14 protein-coding genes are annotated in these 16,021 nt (G+C 68.6%); 7 read left to right on the top strand and 7 right to left on the bottom strand.

Annotated elements, in window-relative coordinates; genetic code table 11:
* Positions 1 to 61: 61 nt before the first annotated feature.
* Positions 62 to 2,281 (bottom strand): YccS family putative transporter, encoded by a 2,220-nt coding sequence (gene yccS, locus EJP67_RS27790; RefSeq protein ID WP_126024970.1) that lies wholly within the window; start codon positions 2,279 to 2,281, stop codon positions 62 to 64.
* A gap of 63 nt (positions 2,282 to 2,344) precedes the next feature.
* Complete coding sequence (locus tag EJP67_RS27785; protein WP_126024969.1) at positions 2,345 to 3,640, bottom strand: NUDIX hydrolase; 1,296 nt, start codon at positions 3,638 to 3,640, stop codon at positions 2,345 to 2,347.
* A 142-nt stretch (positions 3,641 to 3,782) separates the two neighbouring features.
* On the opposite strand from EJP67_RS27785, the gene EJP67_RS27780 reads away from it, so the two are divergent.
* Positions 3,783 to 5,000, top strand: a complete 1,218-nt coding sequence (locus EJP67_RS27780; RefSeq protein WP_126024968.1) for an acyl-CoA dehydrogenase family protein — start codon at positions 3,783 to 3,785, stop codon at positions 4,998 to 5,000.
* Between the two features lie 418 nt (positions 5,001 to 5,418).
* Positions 5,419 to 6,114: a hypothetical protein gene (locus EJP67_RS27775; RefSeq protein WP_165909715.1), complete on the top strand. Its 696-nt coding sequence runs from the start codon at positions 5,419 to 5,421 to the stop codon at positions 6,112 to 6,114.
* A gap of 76 nt (positions 6,115 to 6,190) precedes the next feature.
* Here EJP67_RS27775 and EJP67_RS27770 read toward each other — a convergent pair whose 3' ends face one another.
* Together EJP67_RS27770 and EJP67_RS27765 are read right to left on the bottom strand one after the other, a co-directional pair.
* Complete coding sequence (locus tag EJP67_RS27770) at positions 6,191 to 6,886, bottom strand: response regulator (RefSeq protein WP_126024966.1); 696 nt, start codon at positions 6,884 to 6,886, stop codon at positions 6,191 to 6,193.
* Positions 6,883 to 8,511 carry an ATP-binding protein gene (locus EJP67_RS27765; RefSeq protein ID WP_126024965.1) on the bottom strand — a complete coding sequence of 543 codons (1,629 nt, stop codon included), beginning with the start codon at positions 8,509 to 8,511 and terminating at the stop codon, positions 6,883 to 6,885. The genes EJP67_RS27770 and EJP67_RS27765 overlap by 4 nt, the downstream gene beginning before the upstream one ends.
* Before the next feature lie 176 nt (positions 8,512 to 8,687).
* Here EJP67_RS27765 and EJP67_RS33710 point away from each other — a divergent pair, with 176 nt between their 5' ends.
* Positions 8,688 to 8,849: a hypothetical protein gene (locus tag EJP67_RS33710; protein WP_165909714.1), complete on the top strand. Its 162-nt coding sequence runs from the start codon at positions 8,688 to 8,690 to the stop codon at positions 8,847 to 8,849.
* The gene (locus EJP67_RS27760) at positions 8,846 to 9,742 is read left to right on the top strand and encodes an intradiol ring-cleavage dioxygenase (protein WP_126024964.1); all 897 of its coding nucleotides are present in this window, start codon (positions 8,846 to 8,848) and stop codon (positions 9,740 to 9,742) included. Before EJP67_RS33710 ends, EJP67_RS27760 begins: the two co-directional genes overlap by 4 nt.
* Here EJP67_RS27760 and EJP67_RS27755 read toward each other — a convergent pair.
* The 3 genes from EJP67_RS27755 to EJP67_RS27745 form a co-directional block, all read right to left on the bottom strand.
* Positions 9,708 to 10,427: a response regulator gene (locus EJP67_RS27755; RefSeq protein WP_126024963.1), complete on the bottom strand. Its 720-nt coding sequence runs from the start codon at positions 10,425 to 10,427 to the stop codon at positions 9,708 to 9,710. The two genes, EJP67_RS27760 and EJP67_RS27755, sit on opposite strands and share 35 nt — an antisense overlap.
* A gap of 18 nt (positions 10,428 to 10,445) precedes the next feature.
* Positions 10,446 to 12,848: an outer membrane protein assembly factor BamA gene (gene bamA / locus EJP67_RS27750; protein ID WP_126024962.1), complete on the bottom strand. Its 2,403-nt coding sequence runs from the start codon at positions 12,846 to 12,848 to the stop codon at positions 10,446 to 10,448.
* Between the two features lie 83 nt (positions 12,849 to 12,931).
* Positions 12,932 to 13,603 carry a nuclease-related domain-containing protein gene (locus tag EJP67_RS27745; protein WP_126024961.1) on the bottom strand — a complete coding sequence of 224 codons (672 nt, stop codon included), beginning with the start codon at positions 13,601 to 13,603 and terminating at the stop codon, positions 12,932 to 12,934.
* A 202-nt stretch (positions 13,604 to 13,805) separates the two neighbouring features.
* On the opposite strand from EJP67_RS27745, the gene EJP67_RS27740 reads away from it, so the two are divergent.
* From EJP67_RS27740 to EJP67_RS27730, 3 genes are all read left to right on the top strand, one after another.
* A complete protein-coding gene (locus EJP67_RS27740; protein WP_126024960.1) occupies positions 13,806 to 14,966 on the top strand; it encodes a porin in 1,161 nt (386 codons plus the stop codon).
* Between the two features lie 122 nt (positions 14,967 to 15,088).
* Positions 15,089 to 15,352 carry a hypothetical protein gene (locus EJP67_RS27735; protein ID WP_126024959.1) on the top strand — a complete coding sequence of 88 codons (264 nt, stop codon included), beginning with the start codon at positions 15,089 to 15,091 and terminating at the stop codon, positions 15,350 to 15,352.
* Positions 15,352 to 15,963, top strand: coding sequence for an ATP-binding protein (locus EJP67_RS27730; protein WP_206169564.1), 612 nt, complete (start codon positions 15,352 to 15,354; stop codon positions 15,961 to 15,963). The genes EJP67_RS27735 and EJP67_RS27730 overlap by 1 nt, the downstream gene beginning before the upstream one ends.
* The last annotated feature ends 58 nt before the right edge of the window (positions 15,964 to 16,021 follow it).

The following is a 16,021-nucleotide window of genomic DNA, read 5'->3' as shown; positions in this document are numbered from 1 at the left end:
TGCCGCGCCGGGCCTTTCTTCGCGGCGGCGGTTTCAACCGACCGGATCGCATGGATGTTCCTCAGGCTGGCGCGGTCGTCGTATCACCGCCTTCGGGCTGCAGCCATTCGCTTGCGTGGGTGCGCAGGGCGTCTATCTGCAGCCAGATCAGACCGAGTTCGGTATGGAAAGTTCGCGCCTGCGGGTCGGCGCCTTCCCCGCCTTCGGCTGCGGCCTGTGCCAGCGCGGCCCGCGCTGCGGCTTCATCTTCCGTGCCGCCTGTGGCATCCACCACGCCCTTTTCCAGCCCGGTCGCCAGCGCCTCCAGCGCCGCGATCGCCCCCTCGGCAGAGGCATGCAGCACCGCCATCTGGGCCGAATCGGGGAGCGCGGCCCGGTGCGCGCCGAGCGCCGACAGGTAGCTCAGCAGCGTGTGCGAGCGGATCAGGAAGCGCAGCGCCACCCCCGCGCGCGGCCTCACGTAGCCCGGCTCGCGGAACATGTCCGACACGGCGGTGGACAGCGCCGCATCCGCGTTGTGGTCGTTGCGCCGCGCCAGCCGGTAGTCGAGGTGGTCGCGCGCGCCCGTGCGGTACTGGCCGACGATCTGCCGCAGGTAGCCCGCGTGGCCGCGCATGGCGGCCGCCGCGAGCTCGTTGATGCGGCGGGCCTGCCAGTGAGGCAGCACCAGCAGCACCGCCAGCCCGGCGATGGCGCTGCCGATGGCGGTGTCGACCAGCCGCGGCACCAGCAGCACGCCGCTGTCGCCGACCTGGTTGAAGCACATCAGCACCAGCAGCGTCATCGAGGCGGTGGCCAGCAGGTAGCGCGTGGTGCGGGTCGCAAAGAACAGCACGCCGGCGATCACCGCGAGCACTGACTGCACCAGCGGCTGCGGAAAGAGCTGCAGCAGCGCCCAGCCCGCCACCACGCCGAGGGCGGTGCCGGCAATGCGCTGCCCCATGCGCGCGATGGTGTCCCCATACGTCTGCTGGCAGACGAAGAGCGTGGTCAGAAGGATCCAGTAGCCCTGCGCCGGGTGGATGACATGCATCACCCCATAGCCCGCCACCAGCGCGATCGACAACCGCAGCGCATGCCGGAAGAGCGGCGATCGCACCGTGAGCTGCCGCCGCACCCGCTCCACCGCGTCGCGCCAGGAGCGTGGCGAGCGGTCGAACAAACCCATCTCCGTGCGGCCCGCGCGCGCCGAAGGCTGGCTGGCCCCCGCGAGCTGGCCATCGAGCAGCGCGAGATTGCGCGCCAGCGCCTCCACCGAGGCCAGCAGCGCCAGCCTTGCAGGCGTAACTGCCCGCGCGCGCTCATGCTCGATGGCGCTGCGCAGATCGGCCAGTGCCTGCACGGTCTCGGTCCCCACCTCGAAGGGCTCGCGCCGCTCCACCGAATCGGCCAGCCGCTGGCAGGCCAGCCCCTGCAGGCCCAGCACGCGCTGGCAGCGGTAGAGCAGGTCGCTGTGGAAGAAGGCATCGGCCAGCGCGTTGTAGTCGTCGTGCGAGGAACTGGCGCGCTCGTGCACGTCCTGCGCGATCAGATAAAGCCCCCGGTAGCGCGAGATGCGTCCGGTAGGTGCCCGCGCCCCGATGCGGCGGAAGATGCTCTCCTTGGCCGCGTTGAGCTCCGTCACCACCTCGGCATTGAGCTGCGCGAGCGCGAGCCGCTTGCGCTCGATGTCGATGCCGCGCAGTGGCTCGAAGAGCGACGCCTTGAAGCGCACGTAGTTGCCCAGCACCGTGAACAGCGTCACCAGACGCGCCTGCACCGGCTGCGCCGGAAAGGCTGCGCACCACAGTACCGAGAACACGCCGTACCAGGCGGCGCCCGCCACCAGCAGCAGGGGCTCGCGCCCGCGGTGCGCCACGCCGTGCGCGCCCATGTTCTCGATGCCCAGCGTGGCGTACATCGCGAGGATCAGCGTCGCATACGCGATCGCCTTGTAGCGCGCCTCCACGGCGCCGAGCATGGTGAGCCAGAAGGCCGCGAGCGCGAGCCCGGCGATGAACAGCAGCGGCATGCCGAAGGCCGCCTCCACCGCGAACGCGATGGCCGCGAAGCAGACCAGCGTGACCACTTGCGCGCGCAGCCGCCCGCGCCAGCTGTCGTCGGTCTCGGCGAGCGCGCTGGCGATGGCACCGAGGAAGAGGGGGATCACCGCATCGGCGTGGCCGCTCCAGGCGCAGCCCGCCATGAGGCTGCCGAGGGTGAGAAGGATGCGCACGGGCTGCGCGCGAGAGGCGAAAGACCGCAGCCGCTGGCGCAGCGCGTCGGGAGACAGGGGAAGCATGATGGGCCGATCTTGCACGATGCATGCCACGGCCATGTGGCGGGATGAGGCGCTGCGGGGTGGTCAGCGCCGGCTGCGCAGGAAGCCGTGGCGCGGTGCGATCCACCGCACCTGTTCGTCGTCGGCCGTGGGCGCATCGGAAGTGCCCGCGAACAGCATGCCTTCCTCGACCAGCAGGAACCGGCGCGACTGCGCATCGCCATCGTCCGGCAGCACGCGCAGCGTCGCATCGCCGACGCTGATCTGCTCGCCCGGCGCCAGTGCCACGGTGCCTGCATCGGAAGCCGCCCGCGTCGACAGGAGCCATCGCACGCGTCCCGGCGCGGCGGAGGCAAGCGCCTCGGCATGCGCGGGGCCCGCGGGCAATGCGTCGATCAAGGCGCAATCGCCGCCCGCCGTTCCCACGAAGTAGCTGTGCACCAGCGTGCCCGATCCGTCGCCGGCTTCTCCGGTCACCCGCAGCACCCGCGCAGAAAGCCGCATCGCCAGTCCGGCCTCGTGCGCGTAGCGGCCGCCGCCTTCGCCATCGGGATCGACAAAGCCGACTTCCTCGTACGAAGGCTCCTCCATGTTCACCGGCCGCCGTCCCTTCGGACCGTCCGCCAGCCGCGGCATCGCGCGCGGAATGTGCTTCAGGCCGCGCGCATGCGCCATGAGCTCGCCCACGCTTTCGAACCGCGCGAGTTCCAGCAGGATGCGGCGCGTCACGTTCATCAGCTTGAGCCCGCGCGCCGGGTCCACGGCATCGGCGGGACGCAGCCACATGTGCTCGACTGTCTCGCGGCCGTCGGGCTGCACGCTCTGCGCCTCGGGCATGGTGGCGAGGAAGAAGCGCGTGTCGAAGCGGCGCGGCATGCCCGGCGGCGTGAGCCAGTGCGAGAAGTACGCGAGCCGGTCGGCTGCGAGCTTCCAGCCGTGCCACGCGCACAGCGACAGCAGCGCGTCGGTGCCTTGCTCCGCCGCATGGCGCATCTCGGCGAGCTGGCCTGGAGGCAGGCCGTCGAGCGTCACCAGTTGTCCGGTGGAATCGGTCGCGAACAGAAGCCCGGCTTCCTCGAAGCATTCGCGGATCGCCGCCGCGTAGTAGTCCAGGCCGCCTTCGGGCACTTCGAGCCGCGCGCTCGCGGCCCGGTCATCGAGGCCGCTGCAGCAGCCGTGCAGGCCGCGGTCGTGCGCGTCGATCACACCGCCCGGGAACACGCTCGCGCCGCTGTTCTGGTCGTTGGCCTTCTCGGCACGCCGCAGCATCAGCACTTCCAGGCCGGCACTTGCGTCGCGCAGCACGATGAGGGTGGCCGCCATGCGCACGGGGCGTGGCTGTGCGGTGGGGGGCGTGTCGTGCGTGGGGCTGGCTGTCATGCACCCATTGTCGCGCCGGCCGCTGCTGCCAAGGTGACAGGCGCGGCCCCGTGCTGTCACCCGGAAGACCGTGCGAAACGCCGCGCGCAACGTACCTTCAAGGCGCACATGCACAACACCGACTCTTGCTGAAGGACGCACCATGCATTTCGAATTCACGCCCCGGGTGATCGCGCTGCGCGAGGAACTGCTCAGGTTCATGGACGAGTACGTCTATCCCAACGAGAAGCGCCACGAGGAGGAACTCGCCGCCAACGCCCGCGCCGGCCGGCCGTACGCCGAGCTGCCGATGATGGCCGGCCTCAAGGCCAAGGCGCGCGAGCGCGGACTGTGGAACCTCTTCCTGCCCGAGTCGGAGCACGGCCCCGGCCTGAGCAACGTCGAGTACGCGCCGCTGTGCGAGATCATGGGCCGGCGCTACTGGTCCTCCGAGATCTTCAACTGCTCCGCCCCCGACACCGGCAACATGGAAGTGCTGGCGCGCTACGGCACCAAGGCGCAGCAGGAACGCTGGCTCAAGCCGCTGCTGGCCGGCGAGATCCGCTCCTCCTTCGCGATGACCGAGCCCGAGGTGGCCTCCAGCGACGCCACCAACATCCGCTGCAGCATCCGCCGCGAGGGCGACGAGTACGTCATCAACGGCCGCAAGTGGTACATCACCGGCGCGATGAACGAGCGCTGCGAGATCTTCGTGCTCATGGGCAAGACCGACCCCGACAACGCCGACCGCCACAGGCAGCAGTCGATGATCCTCGTGCCGAAGAACACGCCCGGCGTGACCATCGTGCGCGACATGGCGCTGCTCGGCGTGTACGACCCGCCCTTCGGCCACCCCGAGATCGTGTTCGAGAACGTGCGCGTGCCGGTCGAGAACATCCTGCTCGGCGAGGGCCGCGGCTTCGAGATCGCGCAGGGCCGCCTTGGCCCCGGCCGCATCCACCACTGCATGCGCGCCATCGGCATGGCCGAGGCCGCGCTGGAGATGATGTGCCAGCGCCTCGTGTCGCGCACCGCCTTCCACAAGCCGCTGTCGGAGCAGGGCGTGTGGCGCGAGCGCATCGCCGAGTCGCGCATGCTCATCGAGCAGTCGCGCTGGATGGTGCTCAACGCCGCCTACCGCATGGACACCGTGGGCAACAAGGTCGCCGCCAAGGAGATCGCGATGATCAAGGTGCTCACGCCCAACAACTGCGTGAAGGTGGTCGACTGGGCCATGCAGGCCTTCGGCGCCATGGGCCTGAGCCAGGACACGCTGCTCACGCACTTCTACGCCTACGAGCGCCACCTGCGCGTGGCCGACGGTCCCGACGAAGTGCATCGCAACGCGATTGCGAAGCAGGAGCTGGCGGCGTACCAGTAGGAAAACCGGAAAAGCAGAAAAGCAGAAAAGCAGAAAAGCGGCGACCGGCTTCGTGCCGGCCGATCGCGCATCTCTGGCGTCATCGTTGCCCCGGCCACGCAGCTCGGGCGCCGTCATCAGGTGGGCGAACTGCTCTTCGTAATCCTCTTGCAATACCGTTGCAATAAAAGCTTTTGGCGCTCCCTATGGGGTAGCGCGAAAAATCAACAATTGTCAATGTTTGCAAAAAAACGGAGGGATTATGAAAAGAGTAGATGCCTGCACCTTGCAGCGCGCAAGGCTGTTTGCGACGGCAACAATGGCTGCGGCGATTTCCGCGTGTGGAGGAGGGAATGGTGGAGGCGGCGGAGTTCCCATCCTGCCAATCGCACCAGCCCCCGCACCAGCCCCTGCCCAGCCGGCCGCAGCACCGCCAGCCGTGGAGAGTTCGGCCGCATGTTTCAACGAAGCCGACTTTCGCGAGGGAACGACCCTGGATTTCGAGGCGATGAAAGTGGGAGGAAGCCCGACGGCCCAGCCTTTCCGCAGAAAGAGCGTCACCGAAGGACGTGAATCATTTGCTGGGGCCAAACCAATTGCCTTCAACGTCGGTTCGGAGCTTGTCGATCTTCCGCAGTTTCAGCAAAGTACCGTCAAGAAGGAATTCAAGGATCTTGTCAGCGGGAATGTTTTTCTCTACGGCAAGTCGACCACACAGAAGACAAAGATCACGCCGCCGCAACCGGCTTCTCCTTCGGAGCAGGTTTTCGTCTCTTCGCAGTCATATGCGCCGCCGATCTCGTTCCCTGTCGACATGAAGCCTGGGCAGGTCGCCCGGCAGCAGATTTCCTTCACGAAGATCTCAACCACCGATGGCCGCGTCGATTGGACGACTACGGTGCCGGCAACCGGCGAACTCACCTACCATGGCCGCGAGAAGCTGGAAACCCCGCTGGGGGCCTTCGACACATGCAAGTTCTCTCTGAAGATCACTGCCGGCCCGGGCGGGCTGGCGCAAGTCACCGTGGGCGAGATCTGGCAAGCGGCTGAAGGGCCCTACAGGGGACAGGTGCTCAAGGGGATCGATCCGAAGTCGCCGATGATCGCGACCAAGATGACTTACTCACCCAAGTAACGCAGTCGCCCGACTGGTCCGCGCGGCTGCCCGGGGCACCCGCGCGACCATGTCGTCTTGGTTGTGTCGGCAGGCTTCAGGCTGGAGCCGGCGCTTCCCAGGCGAAACCGACGCCATACACCGACCGTATCCAGTCGTGCTCCGGCGTCACCACGCCGAGCTTGCGGCGCAGGTTCTTCACGTGGCTGTCGATGGCGCGTTCGGTCACGTCCACCGTGTCGTCGTAGGCCAGTTCGAGCAGGCGGGCGCGCGAGAAGATGCGCCCCGGGTGCCGCGAGAGCACCTGCAGCAGCCCGAATTCGCGCCGCGTGAGGTTCAGCGGCGTGCCTTCGAGCGAGGCACGCCAGTGCACGTCGTCCAGCACCAGCCCCGGCGCGTCGCCCTGCGGGGACGCTCCCTGCGCGAGGCCCGGCGCGGTGCGGCGCAGCACGGCGCGCACCCGCGCCACCAGCTCGCGCGGCGAGAAGGGCTTGCACACGTAGTCGTCGGCACCCAGCTCCAGGCCCAGCAGCCGGTCGACTTCCTCGATGCGCGCGGTCAGCATGATGATCGGGTGCGCCGTGTGCTCGCGCGCGCGGCGCAGCACCTCGATGCCGTCGAGACGCGGCAGCATGATGTCCAGCAGCGTGAGGCCGGGCGGCGAGGCGACGATGCTTTCGAGCGCGCTCTGCCCGTCGGTGAAGAGTTCGGTGTCGTAGCCCGCGTGGCGCAGGTAGTCCTGCACCACCGAGGCGATGTCGGTTTCGTCTTCGACGATGACGATGCGTGTCATGACGTTGCTGCCAGTGGAAGGGTGATGGTCAGGCGCAGGCCGCCCAGTGGCGACGCCGACGCGTCGATGGTGCCGCCGTGCGCCTCGACGGTCGCGCGGCAGATGGAAAGGCCGAGCCCGGAGCCGCCGTGTTCGCGGCTACGAGAGCTCTCGCCGCGGAAGAGGCGGTCGAACAGGCGCGGCAGCTCGGACTCGGGCACGCCCGGCGCGCTGTCGTCGAACACCAGCGTGAGGCGGTTGCCCGTCCACGCGCCTTCGACGATGACGTCGATGCGCAGCTCGCCGCCCTCGTCGGTGTAGGCCAGCGCGTTCTCCAGCAGGTTCATGAAGACCTGGTGCAGCCGGTGCGCGTCGCCCTCGATCACGGGCTGCGCGGAGGCGCCGATGCGGTCGACCGCGCGGCGGTCCACCGTGATGTTGCGCGCGTCGAAGCGGTCGCGGGTGTGGTCGAGCGCTTCCTTCAGCAGCGAGAGCGGGAACACGGTGGTCGCGAGCAGGTCGCTCTGCGGCTCGCGCATGCTGCTGCGCAGGTCGTCGACCAGCTGGCCCAGGCGGATCACCTGCCGGTGCAGCCGCAGCGCGGTGCGCTCGTCGAAGGTGCGCACGCCGTCCTGCAGCGCCTCGATTTCTGCGCGCATGGCGGCCAGCGGCGTGCGCAGCTCGTGGGCCGCGTCGGCCAGCCAGGCGCGGCGCGAGGCCTCCATCGTGTCCAGGCGCTGCGCCATGTCGTTGAAGGTGCGCCCCAGCAGCGCCAGTTCGTCGGAGCCCTGCACCGCGACGCGGGTGGAGAGCCGGCCGCGCGCCACGTCCTGCGCTGCCTGCGTGAGTTCGTCGATGGGCCTGAACCAGCGGCGCGCCAGGAGCCACGACAGCACCAGCGCGAAGCCGAGCCCGCACAGCCCGGTGAGCACGATCACGCCCGACTGCCGCGCGACGAAGGCCCGGTCGGCCTCGCTCTCCAGGCCCTGCATCGGCGTCAGCGCCAGGTAGCCGATGACGCTGCGGTCGCGCCGTATCGGTATGCGCGCCGCGTTCGCCAGGTCGCCCTCGGCGCCCACCACGCGCGCGCCATGCGCGTCGAGCAGGGCCAGCCGCTGGAAGATGGAGTCCGGCATCTCGCGCGGATCGCGGAAGAACCACGGCGGCGGCATCGTCGGCAGCCGGCGCGGCACCAGGTCGAGCTGCTGCGACGGCAGGCCGGATTCCGGCGGTGGCGGGGGTGGAGGCGGGCGGCCCTCGTCCCCGCTGTTGCCGTCGCCGGCATTGCCGCGGTTGCCCTCCGGCGGCGGGTTGCCGCGCATGGCGCGGTGCTCGTACCAGGGCGGCAGGCGCCTTTCGTCGGCGCTGCCGGTGCCGTTGTCGAGCGCGGCGGCCAGCCGGCCCATCTGCAGGCGGCGCCATGCGTCTTCGTTGTCGTGCAGGCCCTTCCAGTCGCCGTTGGCCACGTAGTACTTCAGGAGGATCTGCGAGAGCCAGTCCATGCGCCGGATCTCGATCTCGGCCACGTAGGAGCCCAGCCCGCGCTGCAGCGCGATGATCGAAAGGCCCGCGAAGCTGATCAGCAGCACGATCAACAAGGCGGCCAGCGCCAGGAAGATCTTTCTGGAAAGGGTCAGGTGAGGCATGGGCTCGGAGGGGCAGTGCCGCATTCTGCGGCATGCATGGCGGGCGAGGGGAGGCGGGCTGAGGACGGCTGGAGGGGACGGCCACCGATCATCGCGGCCGAATGTGGAGGAATCTGGGAGGAAATCCGCTCGGGGATCTCCATCTTTTCTCCACCATGCGGCCCCAGCATGAGGCCATGAATCCGGAACCGAGCCTTGTGCTGCAGGGGGCGATCGTCGTGTCTTTCTGCCTTCTTGCCCAGGCGTGGGTGCTGCTGGTGCTCTGGGCCGAGGTCCGGGTCACGCGGCCGGCCGGTACGCAACTCACAGGCTCCAACGTTCACAGGGAAGAAGAGTGACAAGTCACGACGACACCGCCATCGGCCGCCGCGGCCTGCTGGCCACCTTGGGCGCCGCCACGCTGGCTGCAGCCTCCGCCCGGCCCGCCGGGGCCGCCACCGCGCTGAAGAAGCTGCCGCTGACCGCGCAGACCACCGAAGGCCCCTACTACCTCGACCTGGACCGGATGCGCCGGGACATCACCGAGGGGCTCGACGGCGTGCCGCTGGAAGTGCGCTTCAACGTCTGCGACACCACCGGAAAGCCGCTGCCTGGGCTGCGCGTGGACATCTGGCATTGCGACATGCAGGGCCGCTATTCCGGCTTCGGCGAGCAGGGCGACGACCGCTCGCTCGCCTTCGAGGGCAAGACCTTCCTGCGGGGCAGCCAGCTCACCGACCGCGAGGGCGTCGCCGCCTTCGCCACCATCTACCCGGGCTGGTACGCGGGGCGCACCACGCACATCCACATGAAGGTGCTCGACGGAACGCGCGCGGTGCTCACCTCGCAGTTCTTCCTGCCCGATGCGCTCAGCGAGTTCCTGTACACGCAGGTTCCGCTCTACCAGCGCACGCGGATGCGCGACACGCTCAACAGCGTCGACGGCATCGCGCTGAAGGCCGGCGACACCGTGCTCGGCGCGGTGCGCGAGGAGCGGCAGCGCTATGTGGCCACGCTCGCGCTGGTGGTCGATCCGGCCGCGAACCCCGCGATCGAGCGGCCGCCATCGCCTTCCGCGGGCGGCATGCCGCCGGGCGCGCAGGGCATGCCGCCAACAGGCGGTGCAGGCGGTGCAGGCGGTGCAGGCGGTGCAGGCGCAGGAGGCGCAGGAGGCTGGCCGCCCATGCATCCGCGCGCGCTGGCCGGCGCCGCGCGCCTCAAGGCGCTGGTGCCGCCGCGCACCACGAGCTGACGATCGGCCGCTCCGCGAAGCTGAAGCCAACGCCGTAGACCGAGCGGATCCAGTCGTGCGAAGGCACGGCCGCCGCGAGCTTCCTGCGCAGGTTCTTGATGTGCCCGTCCACGGCGCGCTCGTTCACGTCGAAGGCCTCGGGAAAGGCTGCCTCCAGCAGCTTGGAGCGGGTGAACACCCGTCCGGGGTCGCGTGACAGTGCCCGCAACAGCAGCAGCTCGCGGCGCGTGAGCGTCAGCGCGCGGCCTTCGAGGCAGGCGTTGCCGCGAGGGTCGTCGAAGCGCACGGCGGTCGAGGGCCGCGCCACGCTGTCGCGCCACTGTGCATGCCGGCGCAAAATCGTCTGGATGCGCGCCACCACCTCGCGCGGCGAGAAGGGCTTGCAGACATAGTCGTCCGCGCCCATGTCCAGCGCCAGCAGCCGGTCGGCCTCGTGCGTGCGCCCGGTCAGCATGATGATCGGGTGCTTGCCGCAGGAACGCACCTTCTCCAGCACCTGGATGCCGTCGATGCGCGGCAGCACCACGTCGAGCAGGGTGAGCGCGGGCGGCTCGCCCAGGATGCGCTCCAGCGCGGCCTCTCCGTCGCCGACCTGCTCGATCTCATGGCCCGCGCCGTGCAGGTGGCCCAGCAGCAGCGAGGCGCTGTCGTGCCTCTTGTCCTCCACCAGCAGGATGCGACCCATGGCCAGGACCCCCTGTGCTCAGAACGAGGTTCCGATCTGGAACTGGAAGCGCTGCGTGCGGTCGGCCGCGATGTTGTTCGCGGTGTCGGCCTTCTGGTAGATCAGCGGCACCGCGTAGGCCAGCCGCAGCGGGCCCAGCGGCGAGATCCAGCTGATGCCGATGCCGGTGGAGGCGCGGATGCGGTTCTGCGCCTTCCACTGCGCGTCGGTCATGCTCGCGGTGCGGTCGGCGAACACGTTGCCCGCGTCGAGGAAGGTGTACAGGCGCAGCGTCTTGTCGTTGCCCGCGCCAGGGAAGGGTGTGCTGAACTCCATGTTGAAGATCGCCTTGCGCGTGCCGCCCAGCGCGCCTCCCGTGACCGAGTCGGCCGGGCCGAGCGAGTTCTGCTCGAAGCCGCGGATCGAGCCCAGGCCGCCGGCGTAGAAGTTCTTGAAGATCGGATAGGTGCTGTCGCCCAGCGCGCGCGCATAGCCCAGCTGCCCGTTGATGGCCAGCGTGTACTGCTTGGACAGCGGGAAATACTGCTGGTACTGGTAGTTGGTCTTGAGGTAGCGCAGTTCGCTGCCGACGCCCATCTCGAGGTTTGCGCTCTGCAGGCGTCCGCGCGTGGGAACCAGCGCGCTGTCGCGGTCGTCGCGCGACCAGCCCAGCGTGGCCGGGATGGCGATCATGCTCGACTTGGCGCAGCTCACGCTCGGCGCGGTGCCCGTGCACTTGAAGTAGTCGAGGTAGGCCTGCGGCGTGGCGGTGTACACGTACGAGCCGTCGACCAGCGTGTAGGTGCCGTTGGTGCCCGGCGTGAACGACCAGCGCTCCAGCCCGATGCCGAGGAACACCGTGTCCTGCTCGCCCACCGGGAAGCCGAATCGGATGGAGCCGCCGTCGCTCGCGAGCTTGTAGTTGCCGTCGGCCTCGTAGTAGGGCCGCGTGGTGGTGTGGAACACGTTGATCGTGCGCGAGATGCCGTCCTTGGTGAAGTACGGATCGGTGGCCGTGAGCGAGATGGTGCGGTTGTACGAGCTGGTGTTCACGTTCAGTCCCAGGTAGTTGCCGCTGCCGAACACGTTCTCCTGCGTGATGCCGAAGGTCAGCGAGACCTTGTCGGTCGACGAGTAGCCCGCGCCCAGCTGCAGCGATCCGGTGGGCTTCTCGGTCACGTTCACCGCCAGGTCGACCTGGTCGGGCGAGCCGGGCACGTCGACGGTGTCGACGTTCACGTCGGTGAAGAAACCCAGGCGGTCGATGCGGTCGCGCGAGGCGCGGATCTTGTTGCCGTCGTACCAGGCGCCCTCGTACTGGCGGAACTCGCGGCGGATCACCTCGTCGCGCGTCCTGGCGTTGCCGCCGATGTTGATGCGGCGCACATAGGCGCGGCGCGAGGCTTCCGCCTTGAGCACCAGTGTCACGCGGTTGTTCTGCCGGTCGATCTCCGGCTCGGCCTTCACGCGCGCGAAGGCATAGCCGAAGGTGCCGAAGTAGTCGGTGAAGGCCTTGGTGGTGGCGGCCACGTCCTCGCCGTTGTAGGGCTTGCCCGGGCGGATGGTCACCAGCGTCTTGAACTCGTCCTCGTGGCCCATGTAGTCGCCAGCGAGCTTCACGCCGGCCACCACGAACTTCTCGCCCTCGGTGATGTTGATCGTGAGGGTCAGCGTCTGCCGGTCGGGCGAGATGGCGACCTGCGTGGAGTCGATGCGGAACTCCAGATACCCGCGCGTGATGTAGTAGGAGCGCAGCGTCTCCAGGTCGCCGTTGAACTTGGTGCGCGAGTACTGGTTGGACTTGGTGTACCAGTCGAGCCAGCCGCCCGTGTCCTGGTCGAAGAGGTCGAGCAGCGTGCTCTCGCTGAAGGCCTTGTTGCCGACCACGTGCACTTCCTTGATGCGAGCGGGCTCGCCTTCGGTCACGGTGAAGGTGATGTTCACCCGGTTCCTCTCCAGCGGCGTGACGGTGGTGATGACCTGCGCGTTGTAGAGGCTGCGGCTGATGTACTGCCGCTTGAGCTCCTGCTCGGCGCGGTCGGTCAGCGCCTTGTCGTAGGCCTGCCCTTCGGACAGCCCCACCTCGCGCAGCGCTTTCTGCAGCGCCGCCTTGTCGAATTCCTTGGTGCCCACGAAATCCACGTCGGCGATGGAGGGGCGTTCTTCCACAACCACCACCAGCACGTTGCCATTCACGTCGATGCGCACGTCCTTGAAGAGACCGAGTTCGAACAGCTTGCGGATGGCCGCGCTGCCGCGTTCGTCGCTGTAGGTGTCGCCGGCTCGCAGGCCCATGGTGGCGAAGACGGTGCCGGGCTCGACGCGCTGCAGGCCTTCGAGCCTGATGTCCCTGACGGTGAAGGGCTCGACCGCCCAGGCGGAAGATGTGGCGATCGAGGCAAGCAGCGCGGCGGCAGCTGCGAGTGACTTGGGAAACTGCATCGCCGCATGGTTCCCGCCAATGTCGGAGAAATTTGGGACTTTCTCCGGGCTGCCCCGGAACGGCCGGGGTCTTTACCTGCGGCTTACTGCAACCCCATTGCGTTCGATGCCGCCCATGCCGGCGCGGCGGCGGCTTCCGGCATCTGCGCGCTTCTTTCGCGGCAGTTGCGCAGGTGGTCCTCGATCGTCAGGCTGCCCTGTATCTCCAGCAGGCGCTCCACGGTGCGGTCGATGGCCCGCTCGTCCAGCAGCGGGTAGTTGCGCGCGAGGCGGCCGTTGTTGCGAACCAGGCGCGCGATGTAGGGCAGGTCCTGCTGCGTGATGACGGCCGCAGGCATCACGCCTTCCAGTTCGATGCCCTCGCAGGGCAGCAGCACGAAGTACTGCAGCCGCAGCTCGTCGGACAGCAGGCTGCGCAGTTGCGTGGTCTTGCGCCCCCCTTGCCATGCGGGGTCTTTCACCTCGCGCGCGTTCTTGCCGCCGTGCAGGCGCAGAAACCAGCGCGGCGGCGACTGGTCCGATTTCTTGCGGTAGACGAACGCGTTGCGCCAGGCCTTGATCTCGAAGAGATACACGCCGGTCTCGCACACCAGCACCGCGTCGACGCGCGCGGTGGGCACCGTGTGGCCCTCCGGCATCGGGATGATGAGGTTGCGAAGAATGCGCAGGTACGAAAAGGTGGGGCTGAATGCGCTGGCGAGCTGCTGCACGCCCAGCGAGGTGGCGGTAGTGCTCGGCGGCAAGGCGGCGGTCATGGAGGGCTCCTTCGATCGAGGGAGCATCGCGCCGCTTTTGGGAGACTTCTTGAACGAGGTGTTTCCTTCGGTGGAGCGCGATGGTTTGCGTGCAAACAACAGTTCTCCCAAAGCAATGGTCAATCACAAGATTCCTCCGAATTTGAACGGGACCATGCGTGTCTGCTGCTCGATGTAGAGCCGCTGCAACTGGAGAACCTGAATGAAGAAAACCCTCACGGCATTCGCTGCCCTGGCCGTCTGCGGCCTGGCTTGTGCCCAATCGTCCGTCACGTTGTTCGGCGTCGTGGACGCCGGCCTGACCTACCAGTCGACGACCTCGCGCGACACCACCACCGGCGCGTCGGTCAAGCAAAGCAAGACCAGCCTGGGCAACTCCGGCTACAACTCCAGCCGCATCGGCTTCCGCGGCACCGAAGACCTCGGCGGCGGGCTGGCCGCGAGCTTCTGGCTCGAAGCGCCCATCACCAACGACGACGGCGCCACCGGCATCTCCACCTTCTCGCGCCGCTCCACCGTGAGCCTGTCGGGTGGCTTCGGCGAACTGCGCCTGGGCCGCGACTACACGCCCACCTTCTGGAACGACACCGTCTTCGACCCGTTCGGCACCAACGGCTCGGGCACCAACGTCATCAGCACCGTCAGCGGCAACACCACCCTCAACAACGCCAACTACGTGCGCGCCAGCAACTCGATCGGCTACTTCCTGCCGCCGAACCTGGGCGGCTTCTACGGCCAGTTCCAGTACGCCCTGCACGAGAACGCCAGCACGGACGCCACCAGCACCACGGCCGCCTCGAGCAGCAGCGCGGGCCGCTACGTGGGTGGGCGCTTCGGCTACGCCAACGGTCCGCTGGACGTCGCCCTGGGCGTGGGCCGCAGCACCGTCGTGGACACCACCGCGCTGCAGCGCAGCGTGCAGACCATCAACCTGGGCGCCTCGTACGACTTCGGCCCCGTGAAGCTGTTCGGCGAGCTGTCGAACGTGAAGAACAAGTTCGACTACGCGGCAGTGGCCGACACGCACGACAGCTACAACGGGTACCTGATCGGCGCGACGGTGCCGGTGGGCGCGGGCCTGATCCGCGTGGCGTACTCGCAGGTGCGCTACAACGAAGGCGCGGCCGGCATCACGGGCGAGGACCCGCTGGCGCGCAAGTTCGCCATCGGCTACGTGCACAACCTGTCCAAGCGCACGGCGCTGTACGCGACGGTGGCGCGCGTGAACAACCGCAACGACGTGAACTACACGGGCAGCCTGGTGTCGGCCAGCACCACCGGCTATGGCAGCACGGGCACCAGCTACACCGGCCTGCCGCGTTCTTCCACCGGCTACGACTTCGGCATCCGCCACGCGTTCTGATATCGAACGCGCGCCGCGCGGAAGGGAAGGGGCATGCACGCGCTGCCCTTTTTTCTTCCGCGCGGCTTTTTCGTTTGCGCCTGTATTCCTCATTCCACACAACCAGCAGTGAGCTTCGACCGATGAACCGAGTCCGACTTCTCGCGGGCGTGCTGGCGGCCTCCGGGCTGGCCGGCTGCATCATGCTGCCCCCGCCGCCCATGCCCTATCGTCCGCCGCCGCACGGCTTCCGCGGCGAGGGACCGCCGCCTCCAATGCTCTTCGGCGATGCGCGCCGCCCGCCTCCGGGCTGGGGCGCATGCGAGGCCGGCCGCGCACCGGCGCAGGAGCGTTGCGCGCGCGACCTGCCGGGCGAACCCGCGCCGCAGCCGCCGGGAGCGCGCTGATGACGGGCGGAGGGCAGCTGCAATCGGGCAACCTCGGATTCATCATCGCCGCCGCGATCCTGCTGGGGCTCGGCGGCGTGGCCTGCATGATGTTCTCGCTGTTCGTCGCCAACCTGCGGCAGAGCGCCAAGGCGCGCGAACTCGCCGCGCAGGCCCGCGGGGAAGCGCGGCAGCGCATGAGCGCGAGCCGCGCGCAGGACATCGGTGCGCTGCTCGACGCCGCCTCGGCTCAGGCCGACGGCAAGGCCATCCGCCTCGACATCCAGCTGCCGCAGGAGGCGGTATGCGTGTTCGCGATCGAGGCCGAGCTGCGCGAGCTGCTCGCGAAGGTCACGGCCTATGCGGCCAGCGTGATGCGCGCCGGCACGACGCTGCAGGTGTCCGCGCATGCCGATGGCGAGCAGGCGGTAGTCCACTGGCGAGACCTCGATGCGGTCGATGCCCATCCGCCGCTCGCGAGGTTCTTCGACGGCAGGCTCCCGGCCGCAATGGCGGCCAGCGCCAAGGCCTGCGAGCGCATCGCCGGCCACCATGGCGGGCGCATCTACTCGGCGCCGCATGGCGGCGGCGTGCTGGGGCTCACGCTGCGCCTGCCGCTGCTGCGGGCCTGAGCGCGGCGGGCTCGCAAGACGAACACCGCCGGATCGGGAAGGGCAGCAGCGCGCTAGA

Origin of the sequence: Variovorax guangxiensis, from assembly GCF_003952165.1 — a bacterium.
GTDB classification, from domain to species: Bacteria; Pseudomonadota; Gammaproteobacteria; order Burkholderiales; family Burkholderiaceae_C; genus Variovorax; species Variovorax guangxiensis.
Note: the sequence above shows the minus strand (reverse complement) of the source record. Positions and strands in the feature narration are given on the sequence as shown.

Bases quoted from the DNA above. Each gene is read 5' to 3' on its own strand.
- EJP67_RS27730 (WP_206169564.1), top strand. From the start codon at position 15,352: ATGACGGGCGGAGGGCAGCTGCAATCGGGCAACCTCGGATTCATCATC.
- yccS (WP_126024970.1), bottom strand. From the start codon at position 2,281: ATGCTTCCCCTGTCTCCCGACGCGCTGCGCCAGCGGCTGCGGTCTTTC.
- EJP67_RS27755 (WP_126024963.1), bottom strand. From the start codon at position 10,427: ATGGGTCGCATCCTGCTGGTGGAGGACAAGAGGCACGACAGCGCCTCG.
- EJP67_RS27785 (WP_126024969.1), bottom strand. From the start codon at position 3,640: ATGACAGCCAGCCCCACGCACGACACGCCCCCCACCGCACAGCCACGC.
- EJP67_RS27740 (WP_126024960.1), top strand. From the start codon at position 13,806: ATGAAGAAAACCCTCACGGCATTCGCTGCCCTGGCCGTCTGCGGCCTG.
- EJP67_RS27745 (WP_126024961.1), bottom strand. From the start codon at position 13,603: ATGACCGCCGCCTTGCCGCCGAGCACTACCGCCACCTCGCTGGGCGTG.
- bamA (WP_126024962.1), bottom strand. From the start codon at position 12,848: ATGCAGTTTCCCAAGTCACTCGCAGCTGCCGCCGCGCTGCTTGCCTCG.
- EJP67_RS27780 (WP_126024968.1), top strand. From the start codon at position 3,783: ATGCATTTCGAATTCACGCCCCGGGTGATCGCGCTGCGCGAGGAACTG.
- EJP67_RS27765 (WP_126024965.1), bottom strand. From the start codon at position 8,511: ATGCCTCACCTGACCCTTTCCAGAAAGATCTTCCTGGCGCTGGCCGCC.
- EJP67_RS27735 (WP_126024959.1), top strand. From the start codon at position 15,089: ATGAACCGAGTCCGACTTCTCGCGGGCGTGCTGGCGGCCTCCGGGCTG.
- EJP67_RS27770 (WP_126024966.1), bottom strand. From the start codon at position 6,886: ATGACACGCATCGTCATCGTCGAAGACGAAACCGACATCGCCTCGGTG.
- EJP67_RS33710 (WP_165909714.1), top strand. From the start codon at position 8,688: ATGAATCCGGAACCGAGCCTTGTGCTGCAGGGGGCGATCGTCGTGTCT.